We start from the raw sequence: 26,129 nt of genomic DNA, 5'->3' as shown, positions 1-26,129 counted from the left end.
GTTCGCGGCAATTCTTGCTGAGCTTCAGTCCCCGGCTGAGCGTACCGTCACGTCGCCGACGACCACTCCTCTCAGCCCCTCCCGTAACGCCGTGACATTTTTTACGCCGTTCAGTTGCTCGAAATCCCGCTGCGCTTCCCGCCAGAGCGGCGCAGCTCTTTCGTGCAGGCGCCGTCCTTCCTCGGTAAGCTCAACAATGCGGCTTCGGCCGTCTGTGGGGGACGGCCTGATCGTGACGAAGCCGTCGCGTTCAAGGAAGCCGACCATCTTTCCCATCGCCGTCCGTTCGATATCGAGCCGTTCGGCAAGGGCGTTGACCGCGGCACTTCCCACCTCGTCCAGTGCAGCCAGCGTGAGAAATTGCGTGATGCGCAGACCCGCCGGTTCGAGATGACTATCGTAGAGGCGGGAAATCTGCCTGCTTGCCTTCCTCACTGCGAAGCAGTTGCATTGATCGATTCCAAGCGGCTGGTCGAACGACAACATCTGGTTCCCTCCTCATTTCTTTTGATTGCCGGAACGCTACGCGCACGCGCGAAGGTACGGCGGTATCTTTCGATGAAAGTCGACACTGAAAACGCTGGCGTACCGGTGATCTGCGCGCCTCAAGTCTCGCCCCCGTAGCCGACTCTCGTCATCTGCATGGTTCAAAACCCCTCCGGCGGAGTGATGTAGCCGGGCTCCTCGGCGGCAAGCGTGCTCTTCAGTATCGCTGTTCCCCTATCGGCCATAATCTCGCTCTTGCCGGCGGCGAGCGCGTCATAGGTCTGTCGCACCACATCCTCCGGGCTGGCTTTGGGTACGTCAATGCCATTGGTCAGGTCGGTGTCCACGAACCCAACGTGCAGGCCGAGAACCTGAACTCCACGCGCTTGCAGGTGAAAGCGAAGTTGATTCGTATAACTCCACGCTGCTGCCTTTGATGCAGCATACGGTGCCAGATAGGGCCGCGGAAGCCAGACGATGTCTGAAAGCACGTTAATGATCGCCGCATCCGGCCTGGCGGCCAATATCGGCTCGAAGGCCTTCGTGACGCGCACTACGCCGTAGTAGTTCGTATCGAACATGCGAGCCGATTGCGCTTCTACGTCATGCGCCAGAGGCCCGTCGATCAGAGCGGCAATGCCCGCGTTGTTGACCAGCAGAGTCGTGTCTGCCGCCAGTTCCGCAGCTGCGGCGATCGAGGCCGTATCAGTAACGTCGATCCTGACGGGCACGATGCCCGGCTCTTCAAAGCCGTTCGTGTTACGCATGCCCGCGTATACCTTCGCCGCCCCACGCTGGCGTGCCTCTCGTGCAAAAGCCAGGCCCAGGCCGCGATTGGCACCGGTGATAAAGACAGTGGCGTTCTTGACATCCATGACTAACTCCTTGTTTGAAGCCGCGTGCCTCGGGAGGGCAACATCCGCCCCGGGCGCGCGCGCGTGGTTCAAAGAAAAAGGTTTTCCGGAAACTGGTTTGAAAGCGCTTCCCGCAGATAAGCGGCGAGAGTCAGCACCGCGCCAAGTGGACTCATCCGCACGCTCACGCGCGGCACCGATCCGTCGGCGTTACGGTCAACTACGACGGCCGCGCTCAGGTCCTCGCCGTTGGTCAGAACGGCCTCGTACTCGAGAACGAGCCGCAAACCGTCCGTCTGGACAAACGTGGGCGTCTGCAAGGCGTAGAAGGTTCCGACGGCGTCGACGGCCAGGCGGATTTCGTCACGTCCGATCACGGGGCCGCGCAATACCGAGCTGACCAACTCTGCGTCAGCGGTCAGATCGTCCAGAAACGGGTGACGCTCATCTTGAGTGGATGACATGTTCAAACCTCGACTCGTTTGAGGCTGCGCTCACGCGAATACGGCACGGTTCTGGGCGACGAACTGCTGGACCGAGAGGGGCGGCTTCCCGGTAATTTTCTCGATGACGTCGTTGGTGCCCGAGAAGACGCCGTCACGGTAGTTCTGAGCGACTTCGACCAGATGCTGCGTGAGGAACGGCGGGAACTTGTAAAGGTTTTCCATCTTGATCCGGAACTCTTCGATAGAAGTCGGCGCGTATTCGATCCCGGCTCCGAGGACCTCGCCCATTGCTTCGGCGATCTCAGTATGGTTCATCTCGACGGGGCCATGGAGTGCGTAGGTCTTGCCCTCGTGGCCTTGGGGGTTGGCCAGGACATGGGCGATAACCCGCCCCTGATCATCCGTGGCGATGGGTGCGTGACGGCCGTTGCCGAAGGGAAATTCAATCTTCTTCGTGGCCCAGATTTCCTTCGCAAAATGCGGATAGACGAGCCAATCGGCGAAGAAGGTGGGACGGAGATGCGTAGTTGGAACGCCTGACCAATCAAAGACCCGCTCGGAAACCCAGTGATCCTGAGCCGCGTGGCTCTTCGACTCCCGACGTGCGGAAATCTGCGACATGTTGACGATCGCCGTGACGCCCGCTTCCTTTGCTGCCTGCGCGAAATAGGCCGCGGCCCCGATGATTCCGGGCGCGATTGGATGAAGGAAATAGGCCGATCGGATTCCCTCCATGGCTGCACGGATGTCATTGATGTCGGTGAAGTCCCCGACGGCGATATCGACTCCGCGCTGCCTCAGGGCGGCGGCCCGATCATCGTCTGTGCGCACATATGCCCGCACGCGTCTGCCCATCTTGAGCAGTTCGTCGATAGCGATACCTCCGGTCCGTCCGGTTGCACCGCTCACAAGTATTTCGGCCTGGTTCATAGCTTCCCTCCATTTGAAAGTAAGAGCATATGCTCTCTTATCACCAAGATAGGAGCATATGCTCTTACTGTCAAGGCATTTTTGCCCGCGCAGGATTCAACGTTGCCGCTCGCGATAAAATGCGGCCGCACGAGGCGGCCAGCGAGCGGTATTAGCAGCGTGTGTATCTTCAGGCAACAATAGAGGCAATCGAGCAGGAATGCGGTAGCACCGGGCGAATCCCGAACGAGGCGCTGTCCATCGACGTGCAGCGCCTGCGGAAGCACCATCTCGAACGACCCAACTGGCCCAAATCAACGGATCATTCAAAGAGTTTGACCGACGGGCCGAGGCGCTCTGTCCGCAGATTGATGCGAAGCAGCCGCTCGAATGAATGAAAGGGACTTCCCCATCCCGAATCAGGCGCCCGTTGCGGGCGACGGCATCAAGGTGCCACGATGGGGTTCTCACGCTCCATCAACGTTGCTACGAAGAGTCAGACGCCGTGCCGAAATAGGACGACGGGAGCCATGTTTCGCGCTTGGGCATGATGACGCACGGCCGGAAAACCACGACAAGGTCGAGGAAGCGCTCGCGGATCCCCGCCCTCTGGTCGCGCACGATGCGGTCTTGGCCGATATCCGCGGAGTCATCGCTGCTGCTGAAGCCAAGCGACAGTGAGCTTCCGGATCCTCCGGACCGAAAGCGCTCGCCAGGAATTGCGGGAACGGATCGCGTTTATCGCAGACCGTAGCCCCCGAGCTGCAACGAAGCTTTTCGAGCAGATCGTCGACGCCGTGGTCCCGGCGTCAGAGCACCGTATCTCTTTCGTGAGGGCCGCGTGCCTGGCACTCGGGAGATCGTAGCCCATCCCAACTACATCGTCGTCTACCAGGTTCAGGTCGACACGATAGATACTGTGGTCGCCGTCAAGCATTTTGCAGTTTAGGATCGAAGCACTTGCCTGACCTGATAACACCGAAAGCGACGTGAACGAGCTTGCGCATCATCGCACCGATGATGAGTTTGGCAGGCTTGCCGGAAGCCGCCAGCCGTTCGCGAAAGCGCTTTCCCCAATCAGTTTTGTAAAGCGTTGTCATGGCAGGCATATAAAGCGCTTTACGCAAAAAGGCGTGACCGACTTTTGACATACGGGGTCTGCCTTTGACGCTGCTGCCGGATTCGTGCTGTCGCGGATCGAGACCGGCAAAGGCCGCCGCCTGCCGGGCGTTCGCAAAGCGGCCGGGGTGCATACAAAAGGCCAGCAGCACCGCGATAGTGCGCTCGCCCAGGCCTGGAATGCTATCGAGCAACATCTGTTTGCCCTTCATATCCGGGTCGCCGTCAATTTGATCACGGATCTTTTTGAGCAACCTCTTGATTTCGGTATCGAGCCATTCAATATGGCCGACAATGTCTTCTGCAACAACATTGCGCGCCACCTCAAGGCGATTGCTCTCTTGCGTGCGCATTGTTTGCAATGCCTCCAAGCGCAACACCGAGGCCCGCAAGGCCTGTTCTGCAGGTGACGGAGCTTGCCACGTTGTCGGGCGGCGTTCGAAGCAGAACTCTGCAATCAATTGGGCGTCGCCGCGATCTGTCTTACTGCGCGCCAGGCGGGAGGCGCCGAATGCCTTGATCTGCGCAGGATTGATCACGCTTACCGTCATGTCTTTGGCGGTCAGATACTCGGCAGCCGCTTCCCAATAAACGCCAGTGGCTTCCATGCACATGTGTGCATCCGAGGCTCCATGCTTGTCCAGCCACTCGACTAATGCATTGACGCCTTTCTGGTTATTCTCGAATACCTTATTTTTGTACTTTCCATTCACCAGGCACAGTGCGCAATCCAGCTTGGCTTTGGCGACGTCAATTCCGCAATGAAACGAATGCATGCAACATCCTCTGATGATCTACCTTGTGAATGCGGGCTGCCGGCCAAGCCGGGCCAAAGATACTGTCCGATCTGTTTCGGAGGGTGAGCGGCTGCTGCAAAGATCTATTGTCCTGGCTCAAGGCCAAAGTTGTCGCAGGCATCCAGCCGCTCGATCCTGGGGTGCCCCCCAAGAACTGCTGAGCGAATCCGATCTTCTTACATCATCGAATCCGTCACAAAGAAATCATACAAGTTGTCGTGCAGATCCTCCACGCCCGCGAACAGTACCCGCCGGTCAAACCGCAGTAAGCAGACCCGCCCAGCTGAACGCCGTCCCCTTGCAGAGGGCTTTTGCGTTTTCCGCCGTCCCATTCCCGCCGCTGCGTCCGATCTGCCGCCGTGCGCGACCTATCAAGCGCCTCCTCTGCAAACCCAGACCGGCGCGTGTCGGGCAGCCTCTGCACTACCGACTGCCCACTGGCCCCCCTTTCCGGTCGGCCCCTGCCCAGCGCCCCATTCCGGGCGGCCGACCGGAACATGTCCCACGAAGTGTCCCTAAACGAAGGCGGGAAAGCTCCAACTTTCGCCCCTTTCGTGTCAATCCGTCCGTGTTATGCAGAAATGAAGGGTCGGATAGCCACTACTATCCGGCCCTTCACTTTTAACCGGGAAGAGGGTGCATTTCCGCTCGATCCCGTCGCGCAGCCCACCGCACAAGGCTCGCCGGATGATCTACCAATGGCACTGACGCCTGGTCCGCATCGCAGACAAAGCGACGCTCCCATGAAACAGCGCCACGAGACCATACGATGTGACGAGAAACAGCGCAGCGGGCCCGAGAATACTGACGATGACGGCGCGCGGAATCAGCCGGAACGGTTCTTTCGCTTCGAGTCCGAGCGTCGTCACGCTTTCGAAACCCGTGAAGCTGAAAAACGCCAGCACCATGCCGAGGCGTAACTGATCGGGTTTCACGCCGTCGGGCGTCAACTGGCTGCTGTCCGCCCCGCGATGCTTCGCGAACAATGCTACGACGATCACGAGCAGAATCAGTGCGACTGTCGTCAGTTCGATCCACAGCGCGGTGCGGGTGGACAGGCGGATGTCGCGATACGCGATGAACCACGCCGCCAGCGCGATGATCGGGCGTGAGCGCCACCGAAACGTGGCAGCCATGCGCCCGTAGTTCCCAGCGCGCCGACGTCTTTCAGCAAGACCACTGTCTCGTTGACGGTGCCTTGCAGAATGCCCGCTGCGCCGATCGAGTAGGCGATCAGCAGCGACCAACCTGCCACGACGTCCCAGATCGGGCCAATGCCGCGTGCGGTATAGGTGTACAGCGCGCCCGACGAAGCGGTACGTTAGGCGAATTGCGTGATGCTACATGACGCGAACAGCGGGCCCACGGTCGCGAACAGATAGGCCAGCCATGTGCCGTTGCCGGCCGTGGCGAAGACGGCGCGTACGAGCAGGCCGGCGCCGCCCGCCGCGCCGACCAGGCCGATCGATTGGGCGATCAGTTCCGCCAAGGGCAGATAGCCGCGGCGCAGGGTGCCGCCGCCGTGCGTATCGACGGTAATGTGACTCATCTGTGGAGGTGCTCCGGGAATAAGAACAGCGGTATGAATGAATGGCCGGGAAGCGCTTACCTCACCGTTTCGGCTTCGGCATGGGCGGGTGTTGCCGTGATGGGCTGCGCCTGTTGGGACTCGCGCTTGACGCGCTCGATATCGCGAAAGCGGGTAGCAGGATGCGTCTCCGGCAGGCGCGCCCCGCCGCCGAACAGCTTCTCGCGCAGCGTGCCGGGCGCGTAGGCGGTCGGATACACGCCGCGGCGCTGCAACTCGGGCACGAGGTAATGCACGACGTCTTCGAACGTTTCGTGCGCAATGGCATACGCAAGGTTGAATCCATCGACGCCCGTCGCCTCGACCCATTGCTGCAGGATATCCGCCACCGTCGGAGGCGAGCCGACGAACACAGGGCCCATGCCGCCGACGCCGCCCCAGATCGCGAGTTCTTCGATGGTCCATGCCTTGTCGCCGCCCGCCAGATGCTCGACGGCCGAGACGATCGCGTTGGTTTCGACGCGTCTCACGAGATCGGTGGGCGCGTACTGGCCGAAGTCGATCCCCGTCCATCCCGACATGAACACGAGCGAGCCGTCATACGACACATAGCGCTTGTATTCCTCGAACTTCGCCTGCGCCTTCGCATCGGTTTCATCGACGATCACGGTGACGAGGTTGTAGATCAGCAGCTTGTCAGGATCGCGTCCCGCTTCCGCTGCCTGGCGTCGCACATCGCTGACGTAGTTCTTCAGTATGGTTGGAGTCGGCGCGGCGACGAACACGCATTCGGCATGCTGCGCAGCGAATGCCTTGCCCGGACCCGACGCACCCGCCTGGAAGAGCACCGGCGTGCGCTGCGGCGAAGGCTCGCAGAGGTGATAGCCGGGCACTTCGAAGTACTTGCCCTTGTGGCCGATTTCGTGGACCTTCTCCGGATGCGTGAACACGCGCTTCTCGCGGTCGCGCACGACGGCACCGTCTTCCCAGCTTCCTTCCAGCAGCTTATACAACACTTCGACGTATTCCGTTGCGACTTCATAGCGGTTGCTGTGATCGCGCAATCCGCCTTCGCTGATGTTCTTCGCGCCGCTCTCCAGATACGACGTGACGATATTCCACGCGAGCCGTCCCTTCGTGTGATGATCGGCGGTCGAGAGGCGGCGCGCGAAGGTATACGGATGCTCGAAACTCGTCGACGCCGTAATGCCGATGCCAAGGTGCTCGGTCACCATCGCGATCGGCGCGGCGAGTTGCAGCGGATCGTTGACGGGAATCTGCGCGGCCTGATGCAGCGCGTGATAGTTGTTGCCCTTGTAGACGTCGTAATAGCCGATCACGTCGGCGATGAAGATGCCGTCGAAAATGCCTTTCTCCAATACCTTCGCGAGGTCGGTCCAGTATTCGAGATCCTTGTATTGCCACGAGCGGTCGCGCGAATGCGCCCACAATCCCGGTGACTGGTGACCGACGCAGTTCATCTCGAACGCATTGAAGCGAATGGGTTTGGTCATGACGCTCACTTGCTCCCCTGGCTGGGGCCGTTGCCGATGCTCCAGATAAACGGCGGCTCCTTGCCGTTAATCACCCAATCGCCGACGATGCGTGCCTTGTAGACGAGTGGGTTGTGCGACGACACGGTGCGCGCGTTGCGCCAGTGACGATCGAGCGCCTGCGTGGTGCTGGTCGCCGATGCACCGAGCGCATCGAACAGATGCGTCGCCGCGCGCAACACGAGGTCCGACACGACGAGCTGGCTCTGCGCCGATTCGATTTCGGCATCGACATTGGCGCGATGTTCCGCTTCGGCATCGTCGGAAAAGCGGGCTTCGTACGCGCGTTGCAGGGGCTGCGCGGCCTGCGCGGTGAGCGCCTGCGCTCCATAAGCCCATGAAGCGATTTCGCCCGCCACCTGCTGGATTTGCGCATCTTCGCTCACGTGCGGCGCGTTGCCGTGGCTATAGATACGCTTGCGCTGCCGCACCAGCGTGCCGACGTCGCGCGTGATGGCCGCGCCGATGCCCGCCAGCGTCGCGACATGCACCAGCTGATAGAACGCGGTCTGATACCTGAAGCGCCGCTCGAACGCGATGATGTTGTGCGCATCGACGGAGGCATTGTCGAATACCGTCGTGCCGCTTCCCGTGGTTGTCTGGCCGAAGCCGTCCCAGTCGTCCTTGCGTGTCACGCCGGGCTGGTTCGTGCTGACGGCGGCGATCACGTCGGCGCCGTCTTCCTCGCGTTTCGCGAGTACGTCGATCCATTCCGCGAAGATGCTGCCCGTGCTGTAGTACTTCGAGCCATTCACCACGAACTGGCCATCGCGTTGGGATACTTTCGTCGCGAGCGTGCCGACGGCGACGTCACCCACTTCGGACCACGCGCTGCCCACCAGTTGTCCGCTCACGAAGCGGTCGAACCATGTATTGCGTTCATTCCCCGGCGGCACATTCAGCCAGTCTTCGACGAAAGCGAAGTGCGCGCAACGCCTGCGGCAGATTCGAATCGGCAGCGGCGAGTTCGATCAGAAGACGAAACAGCTGCGGCAGCGATGCACCGGCGCCGCCATGCGCGACAGGTATCCGCACTGCGCCGAAGCCCGCGTCCTTCAGCCAGCCAATCGCTTCATGCGGCAATTCGCGTGAACGGTCGCGCTGTGCCGCACCTTCGGCGATACGCGCGAAGATGGGACGAAAGCGATTGGCGAGTGATTCGTAGTCGGTTCCGACGGAGAGTTCGGCGGCGTGCAATGAGGTCATGCAGATCCTTTGAAATAACGGTAACCATGCCCACGACGCACATTGAGCGCTGGACTCAGATGAGTATAAAAATCACCGCTTGCCGCCCGTAAATAACGGATTGGCAGATCGTTATCCACATGGCGACTTTAGTCGGCGATAGCGTCGTTACGACTACGAATGCAGACGCCGTTATCAATCGATTCAGAATACTAAGCATATGAAGAGCGATTCGTTTGCGGCATGGATGAGTTTGTCTAGCATGAAAGGTCATGCATCGAAAAGCGATCTTCTCTGCAATGAATCATCCTGTCCTGAAGGCCGTCTCCATAACGAAGCGCTTCGGCGCGACGACTGCACTGAGCCATCTCGACCTCGACATTCGTGCGGGAGAAGTGGTGGCGTTGATGGGCGCAAACGGCGCGGGCAAATCGACGCTCGTCAAGATAATCAGCGGTGTCTACGGAGCGGATAGCGGTGCGCTGTCATTGCGTGGCGAACCCTTCGCACCTTCGTCGCCGCAGCACGCCAAACGGCTTGGCGTTGCGACCGTGCATCAAAGCATCGCGGATGCCGTAGTGCCGACCTTATCCATTGCGGATAACCTGTTGCTGGACCAGCTTTGCGACGGAGCGTCCGCGTGGCGTATGACGCTAGCGGCACGCGTCGATGCTGCGCGGCCACTTGCGCAGCGCGTTGGACTCGAAATCGACCTGTCTGCGCCGTTGCGTACGCTGTCGCTGGCAGGTCAGCAACTCGTGACGGTGGCGCGTGCTTTGGCGGGCAATCCGTCGCTGCTGATTCTCGATGAGCCTACGGCGAGTCTTTCTGCGCCCGAAGCGGAGCGGCTTTTCGCGTTGATCGAGCGTTTGCGTGCCGACGGCGCGGCGATCTTGCTGGTATCGCATCGGCTAGGCGATTTGCGCCGCATCGCGAACCGCGTGACCGTCATGCGCGATGGCCGCATCGTGGCAGACCTGCGTCCGCCCATCGATTTCGACGCCGCGATTGAAACGATGATCGGCCATGCACTGCCCGCCGATCGTGCTGCGTCGCGTGACTGCGGCACATCCGGCAACGTGTTGTTCAGCGTGCGCGATCTCAGGCTGACGCCCGACTCGATACCTTTCGATCTCGACCTGGAAGAAGGCGAGATCGTGGCAATCGCGGGTCCCGTCGGCGGCGGCAAATCGCGTTTTGCGCGTGTCATCTTTGGCGAAATCCGAGCCGTGCATGGCGACATGCAGTTGCTTGGCAAGCCGTGGCGTCCACGCTCGCCCGCTGATGCGATTCGCGCGGGTGTCTACCTCGCGGGAGAAGACCGCTGGCGGTCGTCCCTGTTTCCCGACAGCGTGCCGTTCGCGTCGATCGCCGGGACGCTCAGTTTTCCGTTTCTGTCGCGCTGGCATAGAGGCGGCTTCGTACGCCGCGAGACCGAGCGTTCGGCGGCCCGCGACGCGATTGCCGCGTTCGGCGTGCGCTGCACAGGACCGGACGACCGGCTGTCGCGTCTGTCGGGCGGCAATCAGCAAAAGGTCGTGCTCGCGCGCTGGCACACGGAACCATCGAAGCTGTTGCTGCTCGACGAACCGTTTCAGGGTGTCGATGCAGGCGCGCGCGCCGACATCGTCGCGCTGCTGCGCAAGCGCGCGGCAGGGCGTGCCACGCTGGTGTTCGTCAGCGATCTCGAAGAGGCATTCGAAATCGCCGATCGCGTCGCGCATTTCGATCGCGGTACGACACTCGAACGCGCGGCTCCCGCCGATTCTTTTTCATCAGTTGCTCTCACTCATTCATGAACTTGACCACCCCGCCTGTGACGACGAACGTCTCTACCCAATCGACGGCACGCCCGCGCTCGGGCAGTCTGCGCGAGCATCTGGAACGTACGGGCATCCTGCTCGTGCTGGCGGTGCTGATCGTCGTGTTCGCGGTGCGCGAGCCAGCCTTTCTGAACGTCGACAATCTGTTGAGCATTCTGCAGGCCGTTTCGATCGTTGCGCTGCTGGGCATCGGCGTCACGATCACGCTGGCGGCAGGTGGCTTCGATCTTTCTGTCGGCAGCGCCGCGGCAACGGCGCAGATGGCGGCGAGCTATGTGCTGATCGTATGGCATGGCGGAGCGTTGAGCGCCGTGCTGGCCTGTCTGGCACTCGGCGTGGTCGCGGGCCTGTTCAATGGCTTGCTGATCACACGTCTGCGCGTGCCCGACCAGCTTGCCACGCTCGGCACGCTGTTCCTGCTAGCGGGTCTGCAACTGATTCCGACAGGCGGGCGTTCGCTTGCGACGGGCACCGTGCTGCCCGACGGCACGGAAGCGACGGGCAGCTTTCCCGATCTGTTTCTCGCGCTGGGGCGCTCGCGCCTGTTCGACATCGTGCCGTTGCCCGTTCTGCTGCTGTTGGCGTTGACAGCAGTGGCGTGCTTCGTGATGGAAGCGACGCGCTGGGGGCGGGTGATCTATGCAATCGGCGGTAACGAAACGGCCGCGCGCCTGGCCGGTGCGCTGACGGCCCGCTATCGCATCGCCGCCTATGTCGCGTCATCGACGATTGCCGCGTTGGGCGGCGTGCTGATCGCGGCGCGCGTCGGCCGGGGCGATGTGAGCGCCGGGCATTCGTTGCTGCTCGACGCCGTTGCGGCGGCGCTGGTGGGTTACGCAGTGTGGGGCGCGAAGCGGCCCAACGTGCTCGGCACGGTGGTGGGCGCTGTGTTCGTCGGCGTGCTGCTCAACGGACTGACGATGCTGAACGCGCCGTACTACATGCAGGACTTCATCAAGGGCGTGCTGCTCGTGTTCGCACTGGCCTTCACGTTCAGCGTCGGGTCGCGTTCGGGCGCACGCGCGTGAGACGAGAGAACCATCTGCAGCCCCACGTCATATGCATTTTCAAATCGCTCAGTTTGTGTTTGTGACGAGCGTTGCTAGATTGTGCCGATAGTCATCAAAGGGAGACATTCATGGCCGACACGGACGTCGCAGATCAACAGCAGGTGGACGCGAATGCCGGCGCGGTGCGCGTGATCGCCGACGATGCACAAGCCATTGCCGTAGCGCATGAACTGGCGCGGCGCGTCGCTGTGGGCGCGTCCGAACGCGATCGCGAACGCCGTCTGCCGCGTGAAGAAATCGAGTGGTTCTCGCAGTCGGGCCTGTGGGCCATCACGGTGCCGAAAGCATATGGTGGCGCGGGTGTGTCGTTCGTCACGCTGACGGAGGTGATCAAGATCGTCTCCGCTGCCGATCCTTCGCTAGGCCAGTTGCCGCAGAACCATTTTGGACTAGTCGATGTGATCGCGTTGACGGGCACCGAAGAGCAGAAGCGCTATTTCTTTGCGGAAATCCTGGCGGGCAAGCGCTTCGGCAACGGCTTCTCCGAGAAAGGCACGAAGAACGTGCTCGACCTCAGGACCACGGTGCGGCGCGATGGCGACGAGTATGTAATCGACGGCACGAAGTTCTATTCGACTGGCGCGCTGTTCGCGCATTTCGTGCCCGTGCTCGGCCTCGACGAAGAACGCAAGGCGTGGCTCGCCTATATCCCGAAGGGCACGGCGGGTCTTGAAGTCATCGACGACTGGTCCGGCTTTGGCCAGCGCACGACGGCAAGCGGCACGGTCACGCTGGCACAAGTACGCGTGCCGGCTTCGCACGTGCTGCCCGCGCAGCGCGTATCGGACGAACCGACGCTCAACGGCCCCGTGTCGCAGATCATTCAGGCTGCCATCGATGCCGGCATTGCGAAAGGCGCGATTGCCGATACGCTGGAATTCGTGCGCACACGCACGCGCCCGTGGGTTGACAGCGGCGTCGACAAGGCCAGCGACGATCCGCTCACGCTGCGCGAAATCGGCCGCCTGCATATCCAGTTGCATGCCGCCGAAGCGCTGCTCGAACGCGCGGCCCGCGTGATCGACGAACTCTCGGCCAAGGGCGCGACCACGGAAGACGATGTCGCGCGGGCCTCGGTGGCCGTCGGCGAGGCAAAAGTATTGACGACCGAAATCGCGCTGCTGGCGGGCGAAAAGCTTTTCGAACTCGCGGGCACCCAGTCGACGCTGAGCGAACACAACTTTGACCGCCACTGGCGCAACGCGCGCACACATACGCTGCACGACCCCGTCCGATGGAAGTATCACCTCGTCGGCAACTACTATCTGAACGGCGTGAAACCGGCACGTCACGCATGGAACTGACGCTGCCGGTTATCAGGCATCTCACAAGGGGACTTCCGATGAAATCGCTGTTTCAAAGCCGCTCGGTCTGGGTGCGTGCGCTCGGCGCGCTGACGTTGTGCTCGGTCGCCGTGCTCTCCGCTGTCTCCGCGCAGGCCGAGCCGCTCAAAGGCGCACCGGCGCCATTCGACAAGGGCGGTGTGCGGATCGCGCTCGTCAACTATCTCTCGACGGGTGACTTCTTCCAGGCCTACGAGGCTGGCGCGCAGAAGCAGGCCAAGGCGCTCGGAGTCGACTTGCGCATCTACGAGGGCCGCCAGGATGCGTCCGAGCAGCGCGAGCAGATCCAGCAGGCAATCAGCCTGGGCGTGTCGGCCATCATCGTCAATCACGGCTTGCCGGAGTCGCTCAAGGACGTCGTGCAGCGCGCGCTGGACAAGGGCATCAAGGTCGTCGCGTTCGACGTCGATCTCGCCAATCCCAAGGTGCCGCAAATCGAGCAGAGCGATCACGATCTCGCGTCGCTCCTGCTCGATCAGGCTGTGAAGGACAACGGCGATACATTCGCGGCCGATTACGTGTATGTCGCGGGCTTTGCGCCGCTCGACCGGCGTGACGCCGTGTGGCGCGACTTCAAGCGCGCGCATCCGAAGGTGCAGGAGAAAGCACGCTGGGGACCGTCGATAACCCGATCGCGCAGTCGGTTGCGAATCAGGCGTCGGCGGCATATCGCGCGCATCCGGATATTCGCGTCGTGTTTGCCCCCTACGACGAGTTCGCGCGCGGCGCCAAGCTGGCCGCCGACGAAGCGAAGCTGTCGTCGAGACTGCGCATCTACAGCGCGGACATTTCGACTGCCGATATCGAAGCGATCCGCGCACCCGGCAGCGCATGGGTAGCGACAGCGGCGACCAATCCCGCGGTGGTCGGGGCCGTGTCGGTGCGCGCGGCGGCGTTGCTGGTGGCAGGACAGGACCCGAGTCATCACATCGTGGTGAAGCCGACGCTGATCACGCGCGACGATCTGGTGAAGAACGACATCAAGACGATCGCGGACCTCGGCGCGAAATTCCCCGCCTTCCGTTCGAGCGACGCAGCCACGGCTGCGTGGATTCCTGCTGCGCAGTAAGCCGCGAGGAGCGTGACACAGGCTGGCATTGTCGAAGCGTCACTTCGAACCGCTGCAAAACGAAGGCGGCGCGCAACCCGGGAGACATCATGCTGTTTTATCACCGTGGGAAAGCCGTCCAGACGTCGGCGGCGAAAAGAGGCCGGCTGTTCGTGTCACGCGTGTCGATTCTCGAGGAAGATGGCGAAGCCACTTCGCTGGGCGATCTGGGCTACTTCGCCAACCGGCAATCGGCGCTGGCGTTTGCCATGCGTTGCGCCACCGCCTTTGCCGACGACGAGCCGATGCCGAAGCCGCCGTGCGAAATCGTGCATGTTACTGGCGTAGCGCAGCTGAGCCTCAGCGAGGACGCTGAGGATGCAGCGCCAGACGAGCGCGCAGTGAGCGTCGTGGCGTCGTAGCGGACACAGATTGGCACAGCAGGGCAGCTGTATCTCATGCAGCGGCTCTGCCGCCATGCTTCTTCGTCAACATGTCCACGATCCATTGCGCCAGTCTTTGGGCGCCATCGGGCAGTTCGGCGCCTGCCCGCACGCAAAGATAGTAGTGCCGCCCATCGTCGAGTTCGTGCTCGGACAGCCTCACCAACTGGCCTGACGCCAGCTCGCGTTCTATCAGCGGTGCCCGCAACAGCGCGGCGCCGAGATCGGCGAGCGCCGCATTCAAGGTCAACTGTCCATCCTCGAACAGTGGGCCTTCCGTCCGCGCAACATGCTTCACCCCCGCGCTTTGCAGCCAGTGGGCCCACGTGCTGCGATCTTCGTCGTGGACGAGCGGGACGCTGGCCAGATCGGCAGGGCGTTTGAATGGACCGTGACGCCGCAGGAAGCGCGGCGTGCACACAGGCACGACCGCACCCGACAGCAGGCGCGTGCTCCGATACCCCGTCCAGTCGCCCGTGCCGAAGCGGATCGAAAGATCGGCGGCATCGCTGTGATAGTAGCGATGGTTCGCATAGAGCACAGTGACGTCCACGTCGTCGTTCCCTTCCAGAAAGTCATGCAGGCGCGGAATGAACCATCCCATCCCAAACAGTGGAATCAGACTGACGGTGATCTGCCTGCGCGTCGAGCGTTCGCGCACGAATCCCGTCGCGCTGCGCAACACGGCAAAAGCCGTGCTGATGGAGCGGTAGTAGTCGCGGCCTTCGTCGGTCAACGAGAGTGCGCGGCCGTCGCGTACTGTTAGCGCAGTGGTTACGAACGTCTCGAGCAACTGCAACTGGTGACTGACTGCCGAAGGTGTGACGCAGAGCTCACGCGCAGCCTCTGCAACCGAGCCGAGGCGTGCAAATGCCTCGAAGGTGCGCACCGCACGCAAAGGCGGATCGCTTGCAAAATGCTGAATTTTTTTCATGTATCAAGTTATAGGCGTATGTGGCGGTATGAGGTCAAAGTAAGAAACATACTTAAAAACAAAGGGATAAGCGCCAAATGCCGTGTGGGCATATCTATCTGCATTTTGCTGCTTTGCAGCCATCGGTCGCCACTCTTTAATGTTTCTCATCTTACGGCACACAACTACGGTCCTCGATCATGAACAGACATAAGCCTGTGCATTGCGCCCTCGTGGCGATTTCCGCGTTACTCGCCGGGATGGGCTACGCTCACGCGCAGACACCGCAAACCGTGCTCATCGGCGTAGCCGGTCCGCTGACCGGGCCGTCGGCGCGCATCGGCAAGGATCTGGAAAACGGTGCGCGACTGGCCGTCGATGACGCCAACAGCACGCACCCCACCATCGACGGCAAGCCGGTCGTGTTCAAGCTCGTATCCGTGGATGACCAGTCGGACCCGCGTACGGCCGTCAGCGTCGCGCAGCAACTGGTCGACCAGCATGTGGCCGGCGTCGTAGGGCATTGGAATACGGGTTGCAGCGTGCCGGCATCGCGCGTCTACCACGATGCCGGCATTCCGCAAATCGCGCCCGCGTCCACCGGACACGCGTACACACGGCAGGGCTTCGACACCGCATTCCGGATCATGGGGCACGACGACGGCAGCGGCGCGTACACGGGCGCGTACGCGGTGAAAACGCTGAAGGCCAAACGCATTGCCGTGATCGACGATCAGACGTCGTTTGGCGCCGGACTCGCGAACCAGTTCATCAAAGGAGTGGAAAGCAACGGCGGCACCGTCGTCACGCACCAGTACGTGACCGACAAGACGGTCGACTACAGCGCGGTACTCACGGCGATCAAGGCGCAGCACGCGGACCTCGTCTTTCTTGGCGGTATCGATAGCGAGGCGGCACCCATCGTCCGACGCATGCGGCAGTTGCAGATACCGGCGACGCTGCTGGGCGGCGGCGGGTTCGTCAGCCAGACCTTCCTGAAGCTCGCAGGCTCGCAAGGCGAGGGCGTTACCGCGCTGGAGCCGGGACGTCCGCTCGAACGCATGCCAGGCGGAAAGCAGTTCGATACGCAATACCGCGCGCGTTATCACGCGCCGATCGAACTGCATGCGCCGTTCGCATACGACGCTGCCGCCACGCTGATCGCGGCGATCGAACAAACTGGCTCGACCGATCCGAAGCGGCTGGTCGCGGCACTGCATGCCATCCAGCGTCCGGGCATTACGGGGACGATCGCTTTCGATGCCGAGGGCAATCTCAAGGATCCCGCCTACACGATCTACAAGGTCAAGGGCGGAAGCTGGGATGTGGTGGACGTCCTGGGCGGTTCGAACAATGCGTCGGCCAATGCGTCGGCCACGCAGACTGCAAAGGAGTAAGTGGCTATGAGTACGCGCACGCCTGAACACGATGCGATCGACAACCTCGGCATATTGGCGCGGCGGCGCATCGAGGCGGAAATTATCAAGCCGATCTACGCCATCCTGAAGCGCGATCTCGGTATCGAGCGTGCTCAGGCCGTGATCGCGGAAGCCGTCAGCGGCGCCGCCGTGCAGGCGGGCGAGCAGTTCGCGCAGCGCGAGCCGGAAGGCACGAGCATCGCATCGTTCATCGCGCTGCAGACGTTGTGGGAAAAGGACGACGCGCTGCAGGTCGAGGTGCTGCGCGCCGACGACGCGCACTACGACTACGACGTAAAGCGCTGCCGCTATGCCGAGATGTATCACGCGATGGGGCTGGGCGAGATCGGCCATCTGCTGAGCTGTGCGCGCGACAGCCTGTTTATCGAGGGCTACGATGCGCGCGTCAAGCTCGAGCGGACGAGCACGATCATGCAAGGCGGCAAACGTTGCGATTTTCGTTATCGCTTGGCCGGCGAGGCATCTGCGCCTTCGCATGGGGACCAGCAAGGCAAGGACACATCGCAATGACGGCTGATCTCCGTGTCAATGCGGCTCGCCTGTGGGACTCGTTGGAGCGCATGGCCCAGATTGGCGCAACGGAAAAAGGCGGCGTGCGGCGGCTTGCGCTGACGCAGCTCGACCGCGAAGCGCGCGATCTGTTCGTGCAGTGGGCGCAAGAAGCGGGCTGCACCGTGCGTGTCGACAGGATGGGCAACATCTTTGCCCGTCGCGCCGGGCGTAATCCTTCGCTCGCGCCTGTCCTGAGCGGCTCACACGCCGACACGCAGCCGAATGGCGGCCGCTACGACGGCATCTATGGCGTGCTCGGCGCGCTCGAAGTGGTGCGTACGCTGGAGGACGCAGATGTCGTAACCGAGCGTCCCATCGATGTCGTTCTCTGGACCAACGAGGAAGGCTCTCGCTTCGCGCCGGCCATGATCGCCTCGGGTGTGTTCGCGGGCGTGTATCCGCTCGACTATGGTCTGTCGCGCACCGACGCGGCAGGCGTGACCATCGGAGAAGCGCTGAGGCAAATTGGCTACGACGGCGCCGAACCGGTTGGCGGCTTCGACGTGCATGCGCTTTACGAATTGCACATCGAGCAGGGCGCGATCCTCGAGCGCGCGGGCAAAACCATCGGCGTGGTTTCGGGAGGCCAGGGACAGCGCTGGTATGAAATCACGCTGCACGGCGCCGATGCGCATGCCGGCACCACGCCCATGGACCTGCGCCGCGACGCGCTGGTCGGCGCGGCCCGGCTGATCGATTTCGTCGATGGGCTGGGGCGCCGCCAGGCGCCGGATGGGCGCGCCACCGTCGGCATGATCGAATCGCGTCCCAACTCGCGCAACACGGTGCCTGGCGAATGTTTCCTGACGGTCGAGTTCCGGCATCCCGATGCGCAGGTGCTCGATCAGATGGACGCCGCGCTTCGCAAGCAGACGGCAGACGTTGCGCACGGACTGGGCCTCACTTACACGCTCGAACAGATATTCGACTGCGCGCCTGTGCCATTTGCTTCTGCGTGTATCGAGACCGTACGCAGCGCCGCGAATCATCTGCGCCTTTCGCATCTGGACATGATCTCAGGAGCCGGACACGACGCGATCTACGCTGCACGCGTCGCGCCGACTGGCATGATCTTCATTCCGTGCATTGGCGGCGTGAGTCATAACGAAACCGAGGCGATTACCGAGGAATGGGCGGAGGCGGGTGCGAACGTGCTGCTGCATGCCGTGTTGCATTCCGCTGGCGATCGCGACAGCGACCGCACCGCTATACATTCCCCAACCGCTTCTCCAGCCAACGCGTAAGCAGCGAAAATCGGATAGCAGTAAGCGAAGAAAATCTCCAGCGTCGCCAGATAGCTCAGCACGGTAAAGCTCGATCGCGCGACCGTGCTGCTCGCGACCTGCGCCGTGTCGATCAGAGTTACTGAGCTAGGTAACCGCCACAGCGAGGGTATGGCCCGTTATGAAGCTAGCGCCGTCGGACGCAAGGAAAATAATAATCGCTTGTGCGACCTCTTCGACTTTCCCGGCGCGCTTCGTGGGGATAATGCCCGCCAATACATCGCTACTCAGCCCAGAGTCCGCAAGTCTGTCGAACCCAGCACGATTGCGTGAACTTCAGATATCAGTCGACGGGGCAGGAGGCTGCGTGGCCATTCAATGTGGGAGGCAAACTCATTGAGTTCACGCCTGCGTCGGGTTTGATTATCGACGTCAGCGACGCGATTGCCGCGGCTTTGGCCGCCGGTGCCGGAATCGGGATTTCGGCGACGTATATCGCAGCGCCATACGTTAGGAGGCGCGAACTTGTACCTGTGCTGCATGACTTCGCCTATGACCAATTCCATCTACCTGCCGTGTGGCCCGAGAGCCGCCGCAGCAATCCGGCGGTGAGAGCGTTTGTTGGCTTTTTGCAGGACATCTTTCCGTCTCCCGCCCCCTGGGACGTGCTGGTGCAGGCCCATGCTTCCTGGCACTTGTTGTCGAGGGATACGCGGTCATCTGTTGGATGTGCGATCCGTCACACGCTCGTCCCTCGTCGCATCGAACCTTTGCGCATAACCGAGCTGCCGAAAATTCTCCGTCACAAAGTCGATGAACACGCGCGTCTTCCCCGGTAGAAGCCGCCGCGAAGCGTAGTAAAGCGAAATGGTGCCCGCATCTGCATGCCATTTGGGCAGCAGACGCACGAGCTTGCCGTCAGCAAGATCCGGCAGTACGTCGGGAAGTGCCAGCATCGCGACACCTAGCCCGAGCCTGGCGGCGTCGCGCATCGCAGCGGGATCGTTCATCACAATGTCTTCGTTGATGGCCGCCGTGGCTTCGTCGCCATTCGGTCCTTGCATCGTCCATTTTCTGATGCGGCCGGTGGCTGTGCCGCGCATCACCACGCCGCGCAGATTCCTGAGATCGTCCGGATGCGCGGGCAGGGCGACATCGCGCAGATAAGCGGGCGATGCCACCGCGACGATATGAGCCGGCGCGAGCGCGCGCGCAACGATGCCGGGCGTGAGTTCGAAGCCGCCGCCTATCGCGAGATCGTAGCCTTCGCGCACGAGATCGACCTGCCTTATTTCGACATGCCACTCCGGCCGCACGCGCGGATAGCGTCGTAAAAACTCCGGAAGCAGCGGCAGGATATAGGCGGGCCCGAGCGTGGGACTCAGGCTGACTTTCAGCATGCCCGCCGGTTCAGCAGCGCCGGACGATGTCTCTTCGATCGCGGATTGCAGCGTGTCCAGACTCCCGCCGATCGAATCGAGAAAGCGTTCGCCAGCTTCCGTCAGCGTGACGCGGCGCGTCGAGCGCTGCAGGAGCCGCACTCCGAGATTGCGCTCGAGCATCGCGACGTTGCGACTGACGGCAGCGGGCGTCAGGCCGAGCCGGCGCGCGGCTTCGGAAAAGCTCTGCAACTCCGCGCTCTTCACGAAACTTTCCAGGTTGGCGAGCGTTTCCATCTACTTTCAACGATTGATTGAAGATGGATCAAGTCTAAACCATCTAATCAAGATGCAATCTCCGATCTATCCTTGCATCCGTGCAATCAACCAACCGGAGCAAAACCATGAACACCCAGACTCTTCCTCTCGCTGGCAAGGCCGCACTCGTGACGGGCGGATCGCGTGGCATCGGCGCGGCGATCGTCCGTCGGCTGGCCCGCGATGGCGCTGCCGTCGCATTCAGCTACGCTGCATCGGCGGATCGCGCGAACGCGCTGGTCGCGCAAATCGAAGCGAACGGCGGTCGCGCTGTCGCGTTCAAGGCCGATCAGGCCGTCGCGCACGAAGTTCAGGCGCTCGTCACGCAGGCGCATGAGGCACTCGGCCGGCTCGATATCCTGGTGAATTCGGCGGGCGTGTTCGTGACCGGAATGGTCGACGATGCATCGGCCGATGCGAGCGGCTTCGATCGACAGCTCGATGTCAACGTGAAGGGCGTGGCGACCGCCGTGCGCGCCGCGGCGCCGCTGCTCAGCGATGGCGGGCGCATCGTTTCCATTGGAACGACGGGCGCCGTGCATATTCCGTTCGCGGGGGTCTCGGATTATGTCGCCAGCAAGGCGGCCGTCGCCGCGTACACTCGCGGCTGGTCGCGCGATCTCGGTCCGCGCAACATCACCGTCAACGTCGTTCAGCCCGGCGCAATCAACACGGAGATGAATCCGGACGACGGCCCGTTCGCTGAGACGCTGAAAGGCATGGCATCGCTTGGCCGCTATGGCCAGCCCGACGATATCGCCGCCGCCGTGGGGTTTCTGGTCGGCCCGGACGCGTCGTACATCACCGGCGCGACGCTGAACGTCGATGGCGGTCAGTCCGCCTGAGGAGACAGACATGGCACAGGTCATCCGCATGCATGAGATGGGCGCGCCGGACGTGTTGCGCGTCGAACATGAAGACGTCGGGCTGCCCGGTCCGGGTCAGGCTCGAATGGCGCAGGACGCGATCGGCGTGAACTTCGTCGATACGATGGTGCGTACCGGCCGCTTTCCGGTTACGCTGCCCGCCATCCCCGGCTTTGAGGGCGCGGGCACCGTGACGCATATCGGCACGGATGTGAAAGGTATCGCGCCCGGCGACCGCGTTGCGTACTTCTTCGCGGCGGGCGGCTACGCGAGCGAGCGTCTCATCTCCGCCGATGCGCTCGTCAAGCTGCCGCCCGACATCTGCACCTTCCACGCGGCGACGTTTCTCGCCAAAGGACTGACGGCGTGGATGGCCTTGCGTGCGCTGCATCCGCTGCGCACGGGCGAGACGGCGCTGGTGATCGGCGCGTCGGGCGGAGTGGGCAGCATCTTGTCGCGATGGGCGAAGTCGCTCGGCTCGACGGTGCTGGGCGTGGCCGGTTCGCGCGACAAGATGGCGAAGGTGCGCGCCGGAGCGCATCACACGTTCCATGCTGGCGATCCGGCCATCGCCCAGAAGATTGGAGTTCTGGTGCCCGATGGCGTCGACGTGGTCTTTGATCTGGTGGGCGCCGTTACCTCGGCGCTCGCCTTCGAACTGGTGCGCGATGGCGGCGACATCGTTGCGATTGGCGCGGCCTCGGGCAATGCGCTCGATGAGTCCGCCGACGCTGCGCGGCGCAATGTCCGCATCATGCGCGGCGGCACGCCTCAGTTCGTCAACGCGCGGACCATCGATGCCGCCTCGACGGAACTGTTCTCGCTGATGCGCGCCGGCACGTTCAGCGATCTCGATGTCGTGCATTTCGAACTGGCGGATGCTGTATCGGCACATCGTGCCATCGAAGCACGATCGCTGTCCGGCATTGCGCTTCTCGTGCCCGGTGTCGTCTCTTGCTGACGCGAACCGGCGCAATTCCACACTTCTTTCCAATCAAGGATGTGTTGATCATGTCATGTGATCCAATTCGCATTGCGCTCGAGTTCTTCGAGCACTGGAGCGCCAACCGCATCGATGAGGCACTCGCGATGCTTGCCGACGATGTACTCTACGATAACGTTCCGTTTCCACAGATCGTCGGACGCGACAACGTCAGAATGTTCCACGCCGACTTCGGGATCGGCCGAATCTTCACGGTCGATTGGCAGGTCACGCAGATCGCGGCATCGGGCGATGTCGTTCTGAACGAGCGCGTGGATATCTTCCGTCATGAAGACGGCGGCGAGATATCGCTGCCGGTGATGGGGACGGTCACCGTCAAGGACGGAATAATCACCGTGTGGCGCGATTACTTCGATCCGGGTGACTTCAATCGGCAGTTGGCGGCAGTGATGACCGGAAGCGAGGAGTAGATGCGTAGCCTTGATCGACTATACGGATGGCGCCTGTTCGCTGATTCGTGTGACCCTCTGTCGGGCAGCGGCCGGCCAGTTTGAGACGTTCAGAGGAAGCTTTCGCGGGTCCGCTCCCGTCTCGACATGAGACGGTCGCTGATCGCGCTCAGAGCTTGCCGTTCATTCCAGGGCATCGCGAATTGCGGACGAAGGATGACCTGCTATGTGACCTGACGTCCAGATGCAATGACGCCTGTGAATAATGCCCGGCCCACCACGGGGGGCGAGCTGCACAAAAGCAGAGGTTCATTGGGCGGGCACACCACTTGAAGGCCGGCGCCTGAACGGGAACCGCGAACAGCTACCTGCGAAACGCGCTTCACGTACGCCGAAGCACGTCGACGTCCACCGACAAGCGGCTCAGATCACGCGGTCGGAACAGTCCCGCCGTCGATGACGTACTCCGTGCCGGTGATGGCGCTGGCCCGCGCGGAGACGAGGAAACCGATGAGTTCGGCCACCTCCCGGGGAGAGCATGGCCGGCCGAGAGGAATGCCCCCGAGCGAATCCATGATGATCTTGCGGGCGCCTTCCGTGTCGATGCCGTTCTGGCGGGCGATCTCAGCAACGAGACTTGCGGCGGCATCCGTCTCGACCCAGCCCGGGGAGACACGCACGACCCGAACGCCTTTTGGACTGACTTCCCTTGACAAGGCTTTGCTGTAGTTCGACAGGGCAGCCTTGGCGGCGGCATAGGCAATCGTGGCTTCCGGCAACGGTAACTGCCGCTGGATCGACGTGACGTGGATGATGACGCCCGAGCGCTGCGCGACCATCGAGGGCAACAGCGCTCGATCGATCCGTACTGCCGGGAACAGGTTCAGGCTCAATGCCTTGTTCCATTCGTCGTCGTCGAGCACCCTGAAGCCACCCGCCGGCGCAGATGAACCACCCGCCACGTGCACGATTATATCGACGCCGCCGAGCCGGTCGAGCACGGCGTCGACGATGGTTTTACAGCCCTCGGCCGTCGTGATGTCCGCACCGATGAAACTTTCTTCTGCAAGGTCATCGGAACGCGAACGCGCCGTCGCGAGGACATTCGCGCCCGCCTCGCAAAGGTGTGCGACAACGGCTTTACCGACGCCTTTGGTCCCGCCAGTGACGAGCGCCCGAAGCCCCTGAAGTTCGGGTGCGGCGCGCATCAGCGAATCTCCAGAGACGCGATCTTGCCGCCAGCCAGGACAAACGTGTAGGTCAGCTCGACAGGGCTGCCGGGGAAGGTGCCGGTGAGCCTGGCGCGCATCGTCACGGCGGCGCCATCCTGGGATAGGTCCAACGGCTCGACGTTGTACTGGTACCTGGCTTTGGCGTCTTTCTTCCAGGCCTGGATGGCTTCGAGCCCCTCGATAGTGCGGCCCTCGTCGCGCACAACGGCATCGGCAGCGAAGCAGTTCGCCAGAGTAGCGGTGTCGCTGGTGGTTTCCGCGTTCAGATAGGCATCGAGTGGCGGCGGCAGGGTCAGGTTCATCGGACTTTTCCTGAACGTCACGTTTGCATGTCCCAATGATGGCGCTATAGTTACCACATCGCAAGAACGCACTAAAAAGTAAGTAAGCCGTGCCCAACCGAAAAGCCTACACTCCCACGACCGCCGCGATCGACGTCGAAGCCGCATTCAAGCTGCTGGAAGGACGTTGGAAGCTGGTCATCCTGTTTCACCTTTTCGGTGGTCAGGTGCGACGCTTTTCGGACCTTGAGAGGCTGATTCCCGGCATCACGCAAAAGATGCTTGCCCAGCAGCTACGCCGCCTCGAAGAGGACGGCATTGTGACGCGCACGGTGTATCACCAGGTGCCGCCGAAGGTGGACTACCGCCTGACCGATTGGGGGCAGGCCCTGTGCCCGGCACTGGATGCGATCCTGAAATGGGCGGAGCACCGTGAAGACTTTCCATCGGCTGCGTCGAGCGTGCGTGCCTAAGGCTGACTCACCTGTTTTCGTGAATTCGAATTCTGTGGGTCGTCGACGAGGTGGCTGCTGCAAGTCAACGGATGCGTCTGCATCGGTTTGGGGTGCTCTCCCAACGTTTTCGGAGTCACGCCGTCGGGTCGCGGTATGGTCGGACCGCGTCGGCGATCCGCCACTTTCCGTGATGGCCGACGAGATAAAGGCCGGCGCGTTATCCGCGGTCGTCTCATGTCGCTCCCGGAGCGGATAGTGGTAAATCTTGTCCGAGCGGCTCCATCGGGTCGACTACGGCCAGTCGCGGTTCACGACCAAGCCGTTGCCGTGATAATCCGCCTTTTATCACGGCTGATGCCGCGTCGCCACCTTGATCCGAGGAGGCCGTGCGCGATAGCAGGCGGCCGGCGCTGCCGCAGACGAACCTCGGGGCCGCTCCGCGCGGGGCTGCAGCGCTTCGCGCTCGCGACCCGCGGCGCCGCGAGTCGGGCGGCCATGCTGTGGAGGCAGGGGGACGACGAAGAACTTTACATCGAAGCCGGGCCGTAAATCGCGGCCAAAATGCCTGTGCGGTCCGGCGCTTGACGAGGAACGCCGAAGGATATTGGCGATTGCGGCAGACTACCGTTTTTCTGCCGAGTACAGGAAAGGTGCTCGTGCCTTCAAGTCAATCGCAGCGGCAGTCCGTTGGGTCAAGACCTTGTATGCGCGTCAAAAGGTCTTTGATGCCGAAGGTAATCTGTTCGACATGGAGTTTGTCCCAGGAGTCAGCATAACGCCGAGGCAGTTGCAGTACTACATTGCGCAAATCTATTCCTACAAGGATCAACGCGTACGCAAGGTAGGAATTCGACGCTATCTGCTGCACGAGCGGCCGTTGACTGGGCGACTGTCCAGCACCAGGGGGCCGGGCCACCGATTCCATATCGATGCGACCATCATGGACGTATATCCCGTTTCCCGTGTCATGCGCAGTATTGCGCTTCGCAGGCCAACATTGTATCTGGTCGTCGACGACTATTCCCGCATGATCGTGGGCGTGCATCTGACGTTTGACCCTCCCTGCTGGAACGGGGCAATGATGGCGCTGGTCAACGCTGTCAGTTCCAAGGTCGAGTTCTGCAAGAGCCTCGGGCTCTATATAACCGAAGAACAGTGGTGTTCGGAAATACGCTGCGAGGAACTGTTTGGCGATCAGGGCGAGACCAGCAGTATATACAAGGCACAACCGCTTCAGCAGCACTATAAGGTCGAGATATTGAACGCTCCGGCATATCGACCAGACCTGCGAAATGTCATGGAAGCGAGATTTCGCATTCTGCCAGCAACATGGATGCCTCTGGTTCCAGGTGCGGTCGAAAAGGATTCTTTTGAAAGAGGCCGGGTCCACCCGCTCTTGACGCGGCGCTGGACATTAGGCAATTGCTTGTGATTGTGGTGATGGCGATACTCAGTTACAACAACCGGGTGGTGAC

At 61.9% G+C, this 26,129-nt stretch carries 25 protein-coding genes and 4 pseudogenes; 14 read left to right on the top strand and 15 right to left on the bottom strand.

Annotated features, from left to right (window positions below):
• Positions 1-24 precede the first annotated feature (24 nt).
• The 9 genes and pseudogenes from RW095_RS30080 to RW095_RS30040 form a co-directional block, all read right to left on the bottom strand.
• Positions 25-486 (bottom strand): MarR family winged helix-turn-helix transcriptional regulator, encoded by a 462-nt coding sequence (locus RW095_RS30080; protein WP_317022366.1) that lies wholly within the window; start codon positions 484-486, stop codon positions 25-27.
• Positions 487-647: 161 nt separating this feature from the next.
• Positions 648-1,361, bottom strand: coding sequence for an SDR family oxidoreductase (locus RW095_RS30075; RefSeq protein ID WP_317022365.1), 714 nt, complete (start codon positions 1,359-1,361; stop codon positions 648-650).
• 68 nt (positions 1,362-1,429) lie between these two features.
• Positions 1,430-1,804: a hypothetical protein gene (locus RW095_RS30070; protein ID WP_317022364.1), complete on the bottom strand. Its 375-nt coding sequence runs from the start codon at positions 1,802-1,804 to the stop codon at positions 1,430-1,432.
• A gap of 30 nt (positions 1,805-1,834) precedes the next feature.
• The gene (locus RW095_RS30065) at positions 1,835-2,716 is read right to left on the bottom strand and encodes an NmrA family NAD(P)-binding protein (protein WP_317022363.1); all 882 of its coding nucleotides are present in this window, start codon (positions 2,714-2,716) and stop codon (positions 1,835-1,837) included.
• Between the two features lie 908 nt (positions 2,717-3,624).
• Positions 3,625-4,590, bottom strand: coding sequence for an IS110 family RNA-guided transposase (locus RW095_RS30060; protein WP_317015009.1), 966 nt, complete (start codon positions 4,588-4,590; stop codon positions 3,625-3,627).
• A gap of 713 nt (positions 4,591-5,303) precedes the next feature.
• Positions 5,304-5,747 carry an amino acid permease gene (locus RW095_RS30055; RefSeq protein WP_317022362.1) on the bottom strand — a complete coding sequence of 148 codons (444 nt, stop codon included), beginning with the start codon at positions 5,745-5,747 and terminating at the stop codon, positions 5,304-5,306.
• A gap of 185 nt (positions 5,748-5,932) precedes the next feature.
• Positions 5,933-6,160 (bottom strand): hypothetical protein, encoded by a 228-nt coding sequence (locus RW095_RS30050; protein WP_317022361.1) that lies wholly within the window; start codon positions 6,158-6,160, stop codon positions 5,933-5,935.
• 56 nt (positions 6,161-6,216) lie between these two features.
• The gene (locus RW095_RS30045; RefSeq protein ID WP_317022360.1) at positions 6,217-7,653 is read right to left on the bottom strand and encodes an LLM class flavin-dependent oxidoreductase; all 1,437 of its coding nucleotides are present in this window, start codon (positions 7,651-7,653) and stop codon (positions 6,217-6,219) included.
• 5 nt (positions 7,654-7,658) lie between these two features.
• Positions 7,659-8,898 (bottom strand): annotated as a pseudogene (locus RW095_RS30040) (acyl-CoA dehydrogenase family protein).
• A 278-nt stretch (positions 8,899-9,176) separates the two neighbouring features.
• Here RW095_RS30040 and RW095_RS30035 point away from each other — a divergent pair.
• The 5 genes and pseudogenes from RW095_RS30035 to RW095_RS30015 all read left to right on the top strand — a co-directional run bounded on the left by RW095_RS30035 (position 9,177) and on the right by RW095_RS30015 (position 14,583).
• The gene (locus RW095_RS30035) at positions 9,177-10,676 is read left to right on the top strand and encodes a sugar ABC transporter ATP-binding protein (RefSeq protein WP_317022359.1); all 1,500 of its coding nucleotides are present in this window, start codon (positions 9,177-9,179) and stop codon (positions 10,674-10,676) included.
• Complete coding sequence (locus RW095_RS30030) at positions 10,673-11,728, top strand: ABC transporter permease (RefSeq protein ID WP_317022358.1); 1,056 nt, start codon at positions 10,673-10,675, stop codon at positions 11,726-11,728. Before RW095_RS30035 ends, RW095_RS30030 begins: the two co-directional genes overlap by 4 nt.
• A gap of 110 nt (positions 11,729-11,838) precedes the next feature.
• The gene (locus tag RW095_RS30025) at positions 11,839-13,074 is read left to right on the top strand and encodes an SfnB family sulfur acquisition oxidoreductase (protein ID WP_317022357.1); all 1,236 of its coding nucleotides are present in this window, start codon (positions 11,839-11,841) and stop codon (positions 13,072-13,074) included.
• Positions 13,075-13,112: 38 nt separating this feature from the next.
• Positions 13,113-14,182, top strand: a pseudogene (locus tag RW095_RS30020) (substrate-binding domain-containing protein).
• 89 nt (positions 14,183-14,271) lie between these two features.
• The gene (locus RW095_RS30015) at positions 14,272-14,583 is read left to right on the top strand and encodes a hypothetical protein (RefSeq protein WP_317022356.1); all 312 of its coding nucleotides are present in this window, start codon (positions 14,272-14,274) and stop codon (positions 14,581-14,583) included.
• 34 nt (positions 14,584-14,617) lie between these two features.
• Here RW095_RS30015 and RW095_RS30010 read toward each other — a convergent pair whose 3' ends face one another.
• Positions 14,618-15,538, bottom strand: coding sequence for a LysR substrate-binding domain-containing protein (locus tag RW095_RS30010; protein ID WP_317022355.1), 921 nt, complete (start codon positions 15,536-15,538; stop codon positions 14,618-14,620).
• A gap of 239 nt (positions 15,539-15,777) precedes the next feature.
• Here RW095_RS30010 and RW095_RS30005 point away from each other — a divergent pair, with 239 nt between their 5' ends.
• From RW095_RS30005 to RW095_RS29995, 3 genes are read left to right on the top strand one after another with little or no spacing between them, the layout of a single operon-like run.
• Positions 15,778-16,914, top strand: a complete 1,137-nt coding sequence (locus RW095_RS30005; protein WP_317022726.1) for a branched-chain amino acid ABC transporter substrate-binding protein — start codon at positions 15,778-15,780, stop codon at positions 16,912-16,914.
• A 6-nt stretch (positions 16,915-16,920) separates the two neighbouring features.
• Positions 16,921-17,466 carry an L-2-amino-thiazoline-4-carboxylic acid hydrolase gene (locus RW095_RS30000; RefSeq protein WP_317022354.1) on the top strand — a complete coding sequence of 182 codons (546 nt, stop codon included), beginning with the start codon at positions 16,921-16,923 and terminating at the stop codon, positions 17,464-17,466.
• The gene (locus tag RW095_RS29995) at positions 17,463-18,752 is read left to right on the top strand and encodes a Zn-dependent hydrolase (RefSeq protein WP_317022353.1); all 1,290 of its coding nucleotides are present in this window, start codon (positions 17,463-17,465) and stop codon (positions 18,750-18,752) included. The genes RW095_RS30000 and RW095_RS29995 overlap by 4 nt, the downstream gene beginning before the upstream one ends.
• On the opposite strand, the pseudogene RW095_RS29990 reads toward RW095_RS29995, so the two are convergent.
• Positions 18,715-18,868: pseudogene (locus RW095_RS29990) on the bottom strand (amino acid ABC transporter permease); the annotation flags it as partial. The gene RW095_RS29995 and the pseudogene RW095_RS29990 sit on opposite strands and share 38 nt — an antisense overlap.
• Positions 18,869-18,878: 10 nt before the next feature.
• Positions 18,879-19,007 carry an SDR family oxidoreductase gene (locus tag RW095_RS29985; protein ID WP_317022352.1) on the bottom strand — a complete coding sequence of 43 codons (129 nt, stop codon included), beginning with the start codon at positions 19,005-19,007 and terminating at the stop codon, positions 18,879-18,881.
• Positions 19,008-19,060: 53 nt separating this feature from the next.
• Between RW095_RS29985 and RW095_RS29980 the strand changes: the two are divergent.
• Positions 19,061-19,357 (top strand): annotated as a pseudogene (locus tag RW095_RS29980) (LysR substrate-binding domain-containing protein); the annotation flags it as partial.
• 90 nt (positions 19,358-19,447) lie between these two features.
• On the opposite strand, the gene RW095_RS29975 reads toward RW095_RS29980, so the two are convergent.
• Positions 19,448-20,407, bottom strand: coding sequence for a LysR family transcriptional regulator (locus tag RW095_RS29975; RefSeq protein WP_317022351.1), 960 nt, complete (start codon positions 20,405-20,407; stop codon positions 19,448-19,450).
• A gap of 107 nt (positions 20,408-20,514) precedes the next feature.
• On the opposite strand from RW095_RS29975, the gene RW095_RS29970 reads away from it, so the two are divergent.
• Genes RW095_RS29970 through RW095_RS29960 form a run of 3 tightly spaced genes read left to right on the top strand, consistent with a single transcriptional unit; the run spans position 20,515 to position 22,707 of the window.
• Positions 20,515-21,273, top strand: coding sequence for an SDR family oxidoreductase (locus RW095_RS29970; RefSeq protein WP_317022350.1), 759 nt, complete (start codon positions 20,515-20,517; stop codon positions 21,271-21,273).
• 10 nt (positions 21,274-21,283) lie between these two features.
• Positions 21,284-22,255, top strand: coding sequence for a zinc-binding dehydrogenase (locus RW095_RS29965; RefSeq protein WP_317022349.1), 972 nt, complete (start codon positions 21,284-21,286; stop codon positions 22,253-22,255).
• Between the two features lie 50 nt (positions 22,256-22,305).
• Positions 22,306-22,707, top strand: a complete 402-nt coding sequence (locus RW095_RS29960) for a limonene-1,2-epoxide hydrolase family protein (RefSeq protein ID WP_317022348.1) — start codon at positions 22,306-22,308, stop codon at positions 22,705-22,707.
• A 407-nt stretch (positions 22,708-23,114) separates the two neighbouring features.
• On the opposite strand, the gene RW095_RS29955 is transcribed toward RW095_RS29960, so the two are convergent.
• Together RW095_RS29955 and RW095_RS29950 are read right to left on the bottom strand one after the other, a co-directional pair.
• Complete coding sequence (locus RW095_RS29955) at positions 23,115-23,894, bottom strand: SDR family oxidoreductase (protein ID WP_317022347.1); 780 nt, start codon at positions 23,892-23,894, stop codon at positions 23,115-23,117.
• Positions 23,894-24,220 (bottom strand): nuclear transport factor 2 family protein, encoded by a 327-nt coding sequence (locus tag RW095_RS29950; protein ID WP_317022346.1) that lies wholly within the window; start codon positions 24,218-24,220, stop codon positions 23,894-23,896. Before RW095_RS29950 ends, RW095_RS29955 begins: the two co-directional genes overlap by 1 nt.
• An 89-nt stretch (positions 24,221-24,309) precedes the next feature.
• On the opposite strand from RW095_RS29950, the gene RW095_RS29945 reads away from it, so the two are divergent.
• Together RW095_RS29945 and RW095_RS29940 are read left to right on the top strand one after the other, a co-directional pair.
• Positions 24,310-24,672, top strand: coding sequence for a winged helix-turn-helix transcriptional regulator (locus RW095_RS29945; protein ID WP_317022345.1), 363 nt, complete (start codon positions 24,310-24,312; stop codon positions 24,670-24,672).
• Between the two features lie 586 nt (positions 24,673-25,258).
• Positions 25,259-26,086: a hypothetical protein gene (locus tag RW095_RS29940; RefSeq protein WP_317022344.1), complete on the top strand. Its 828-nt coding sequence runs from the start codon at positions 25,259-25,261 to the stop codon at positions 26,084-26,086.
• The last annotated feature ends 43 nt before the right edge of the window (positions 26,087-26,129 follow it).

The organism is Paraburkholderia kirstenboschensis (assembly GCF_032806925.1).
Taxonomy (GTDB): domain Bacteria; phylum Pseudomonadota; class Gammaproteobacteria; order Burkholderiales; family Burkholderiaceae; genus Paraburkholderia; species Paraburkholderia kirstenboschensis.
Note: the sequence above shows the minus strand (reverse complement) of the source record. Positions and strands in the feature narration are given on the sequence as shown.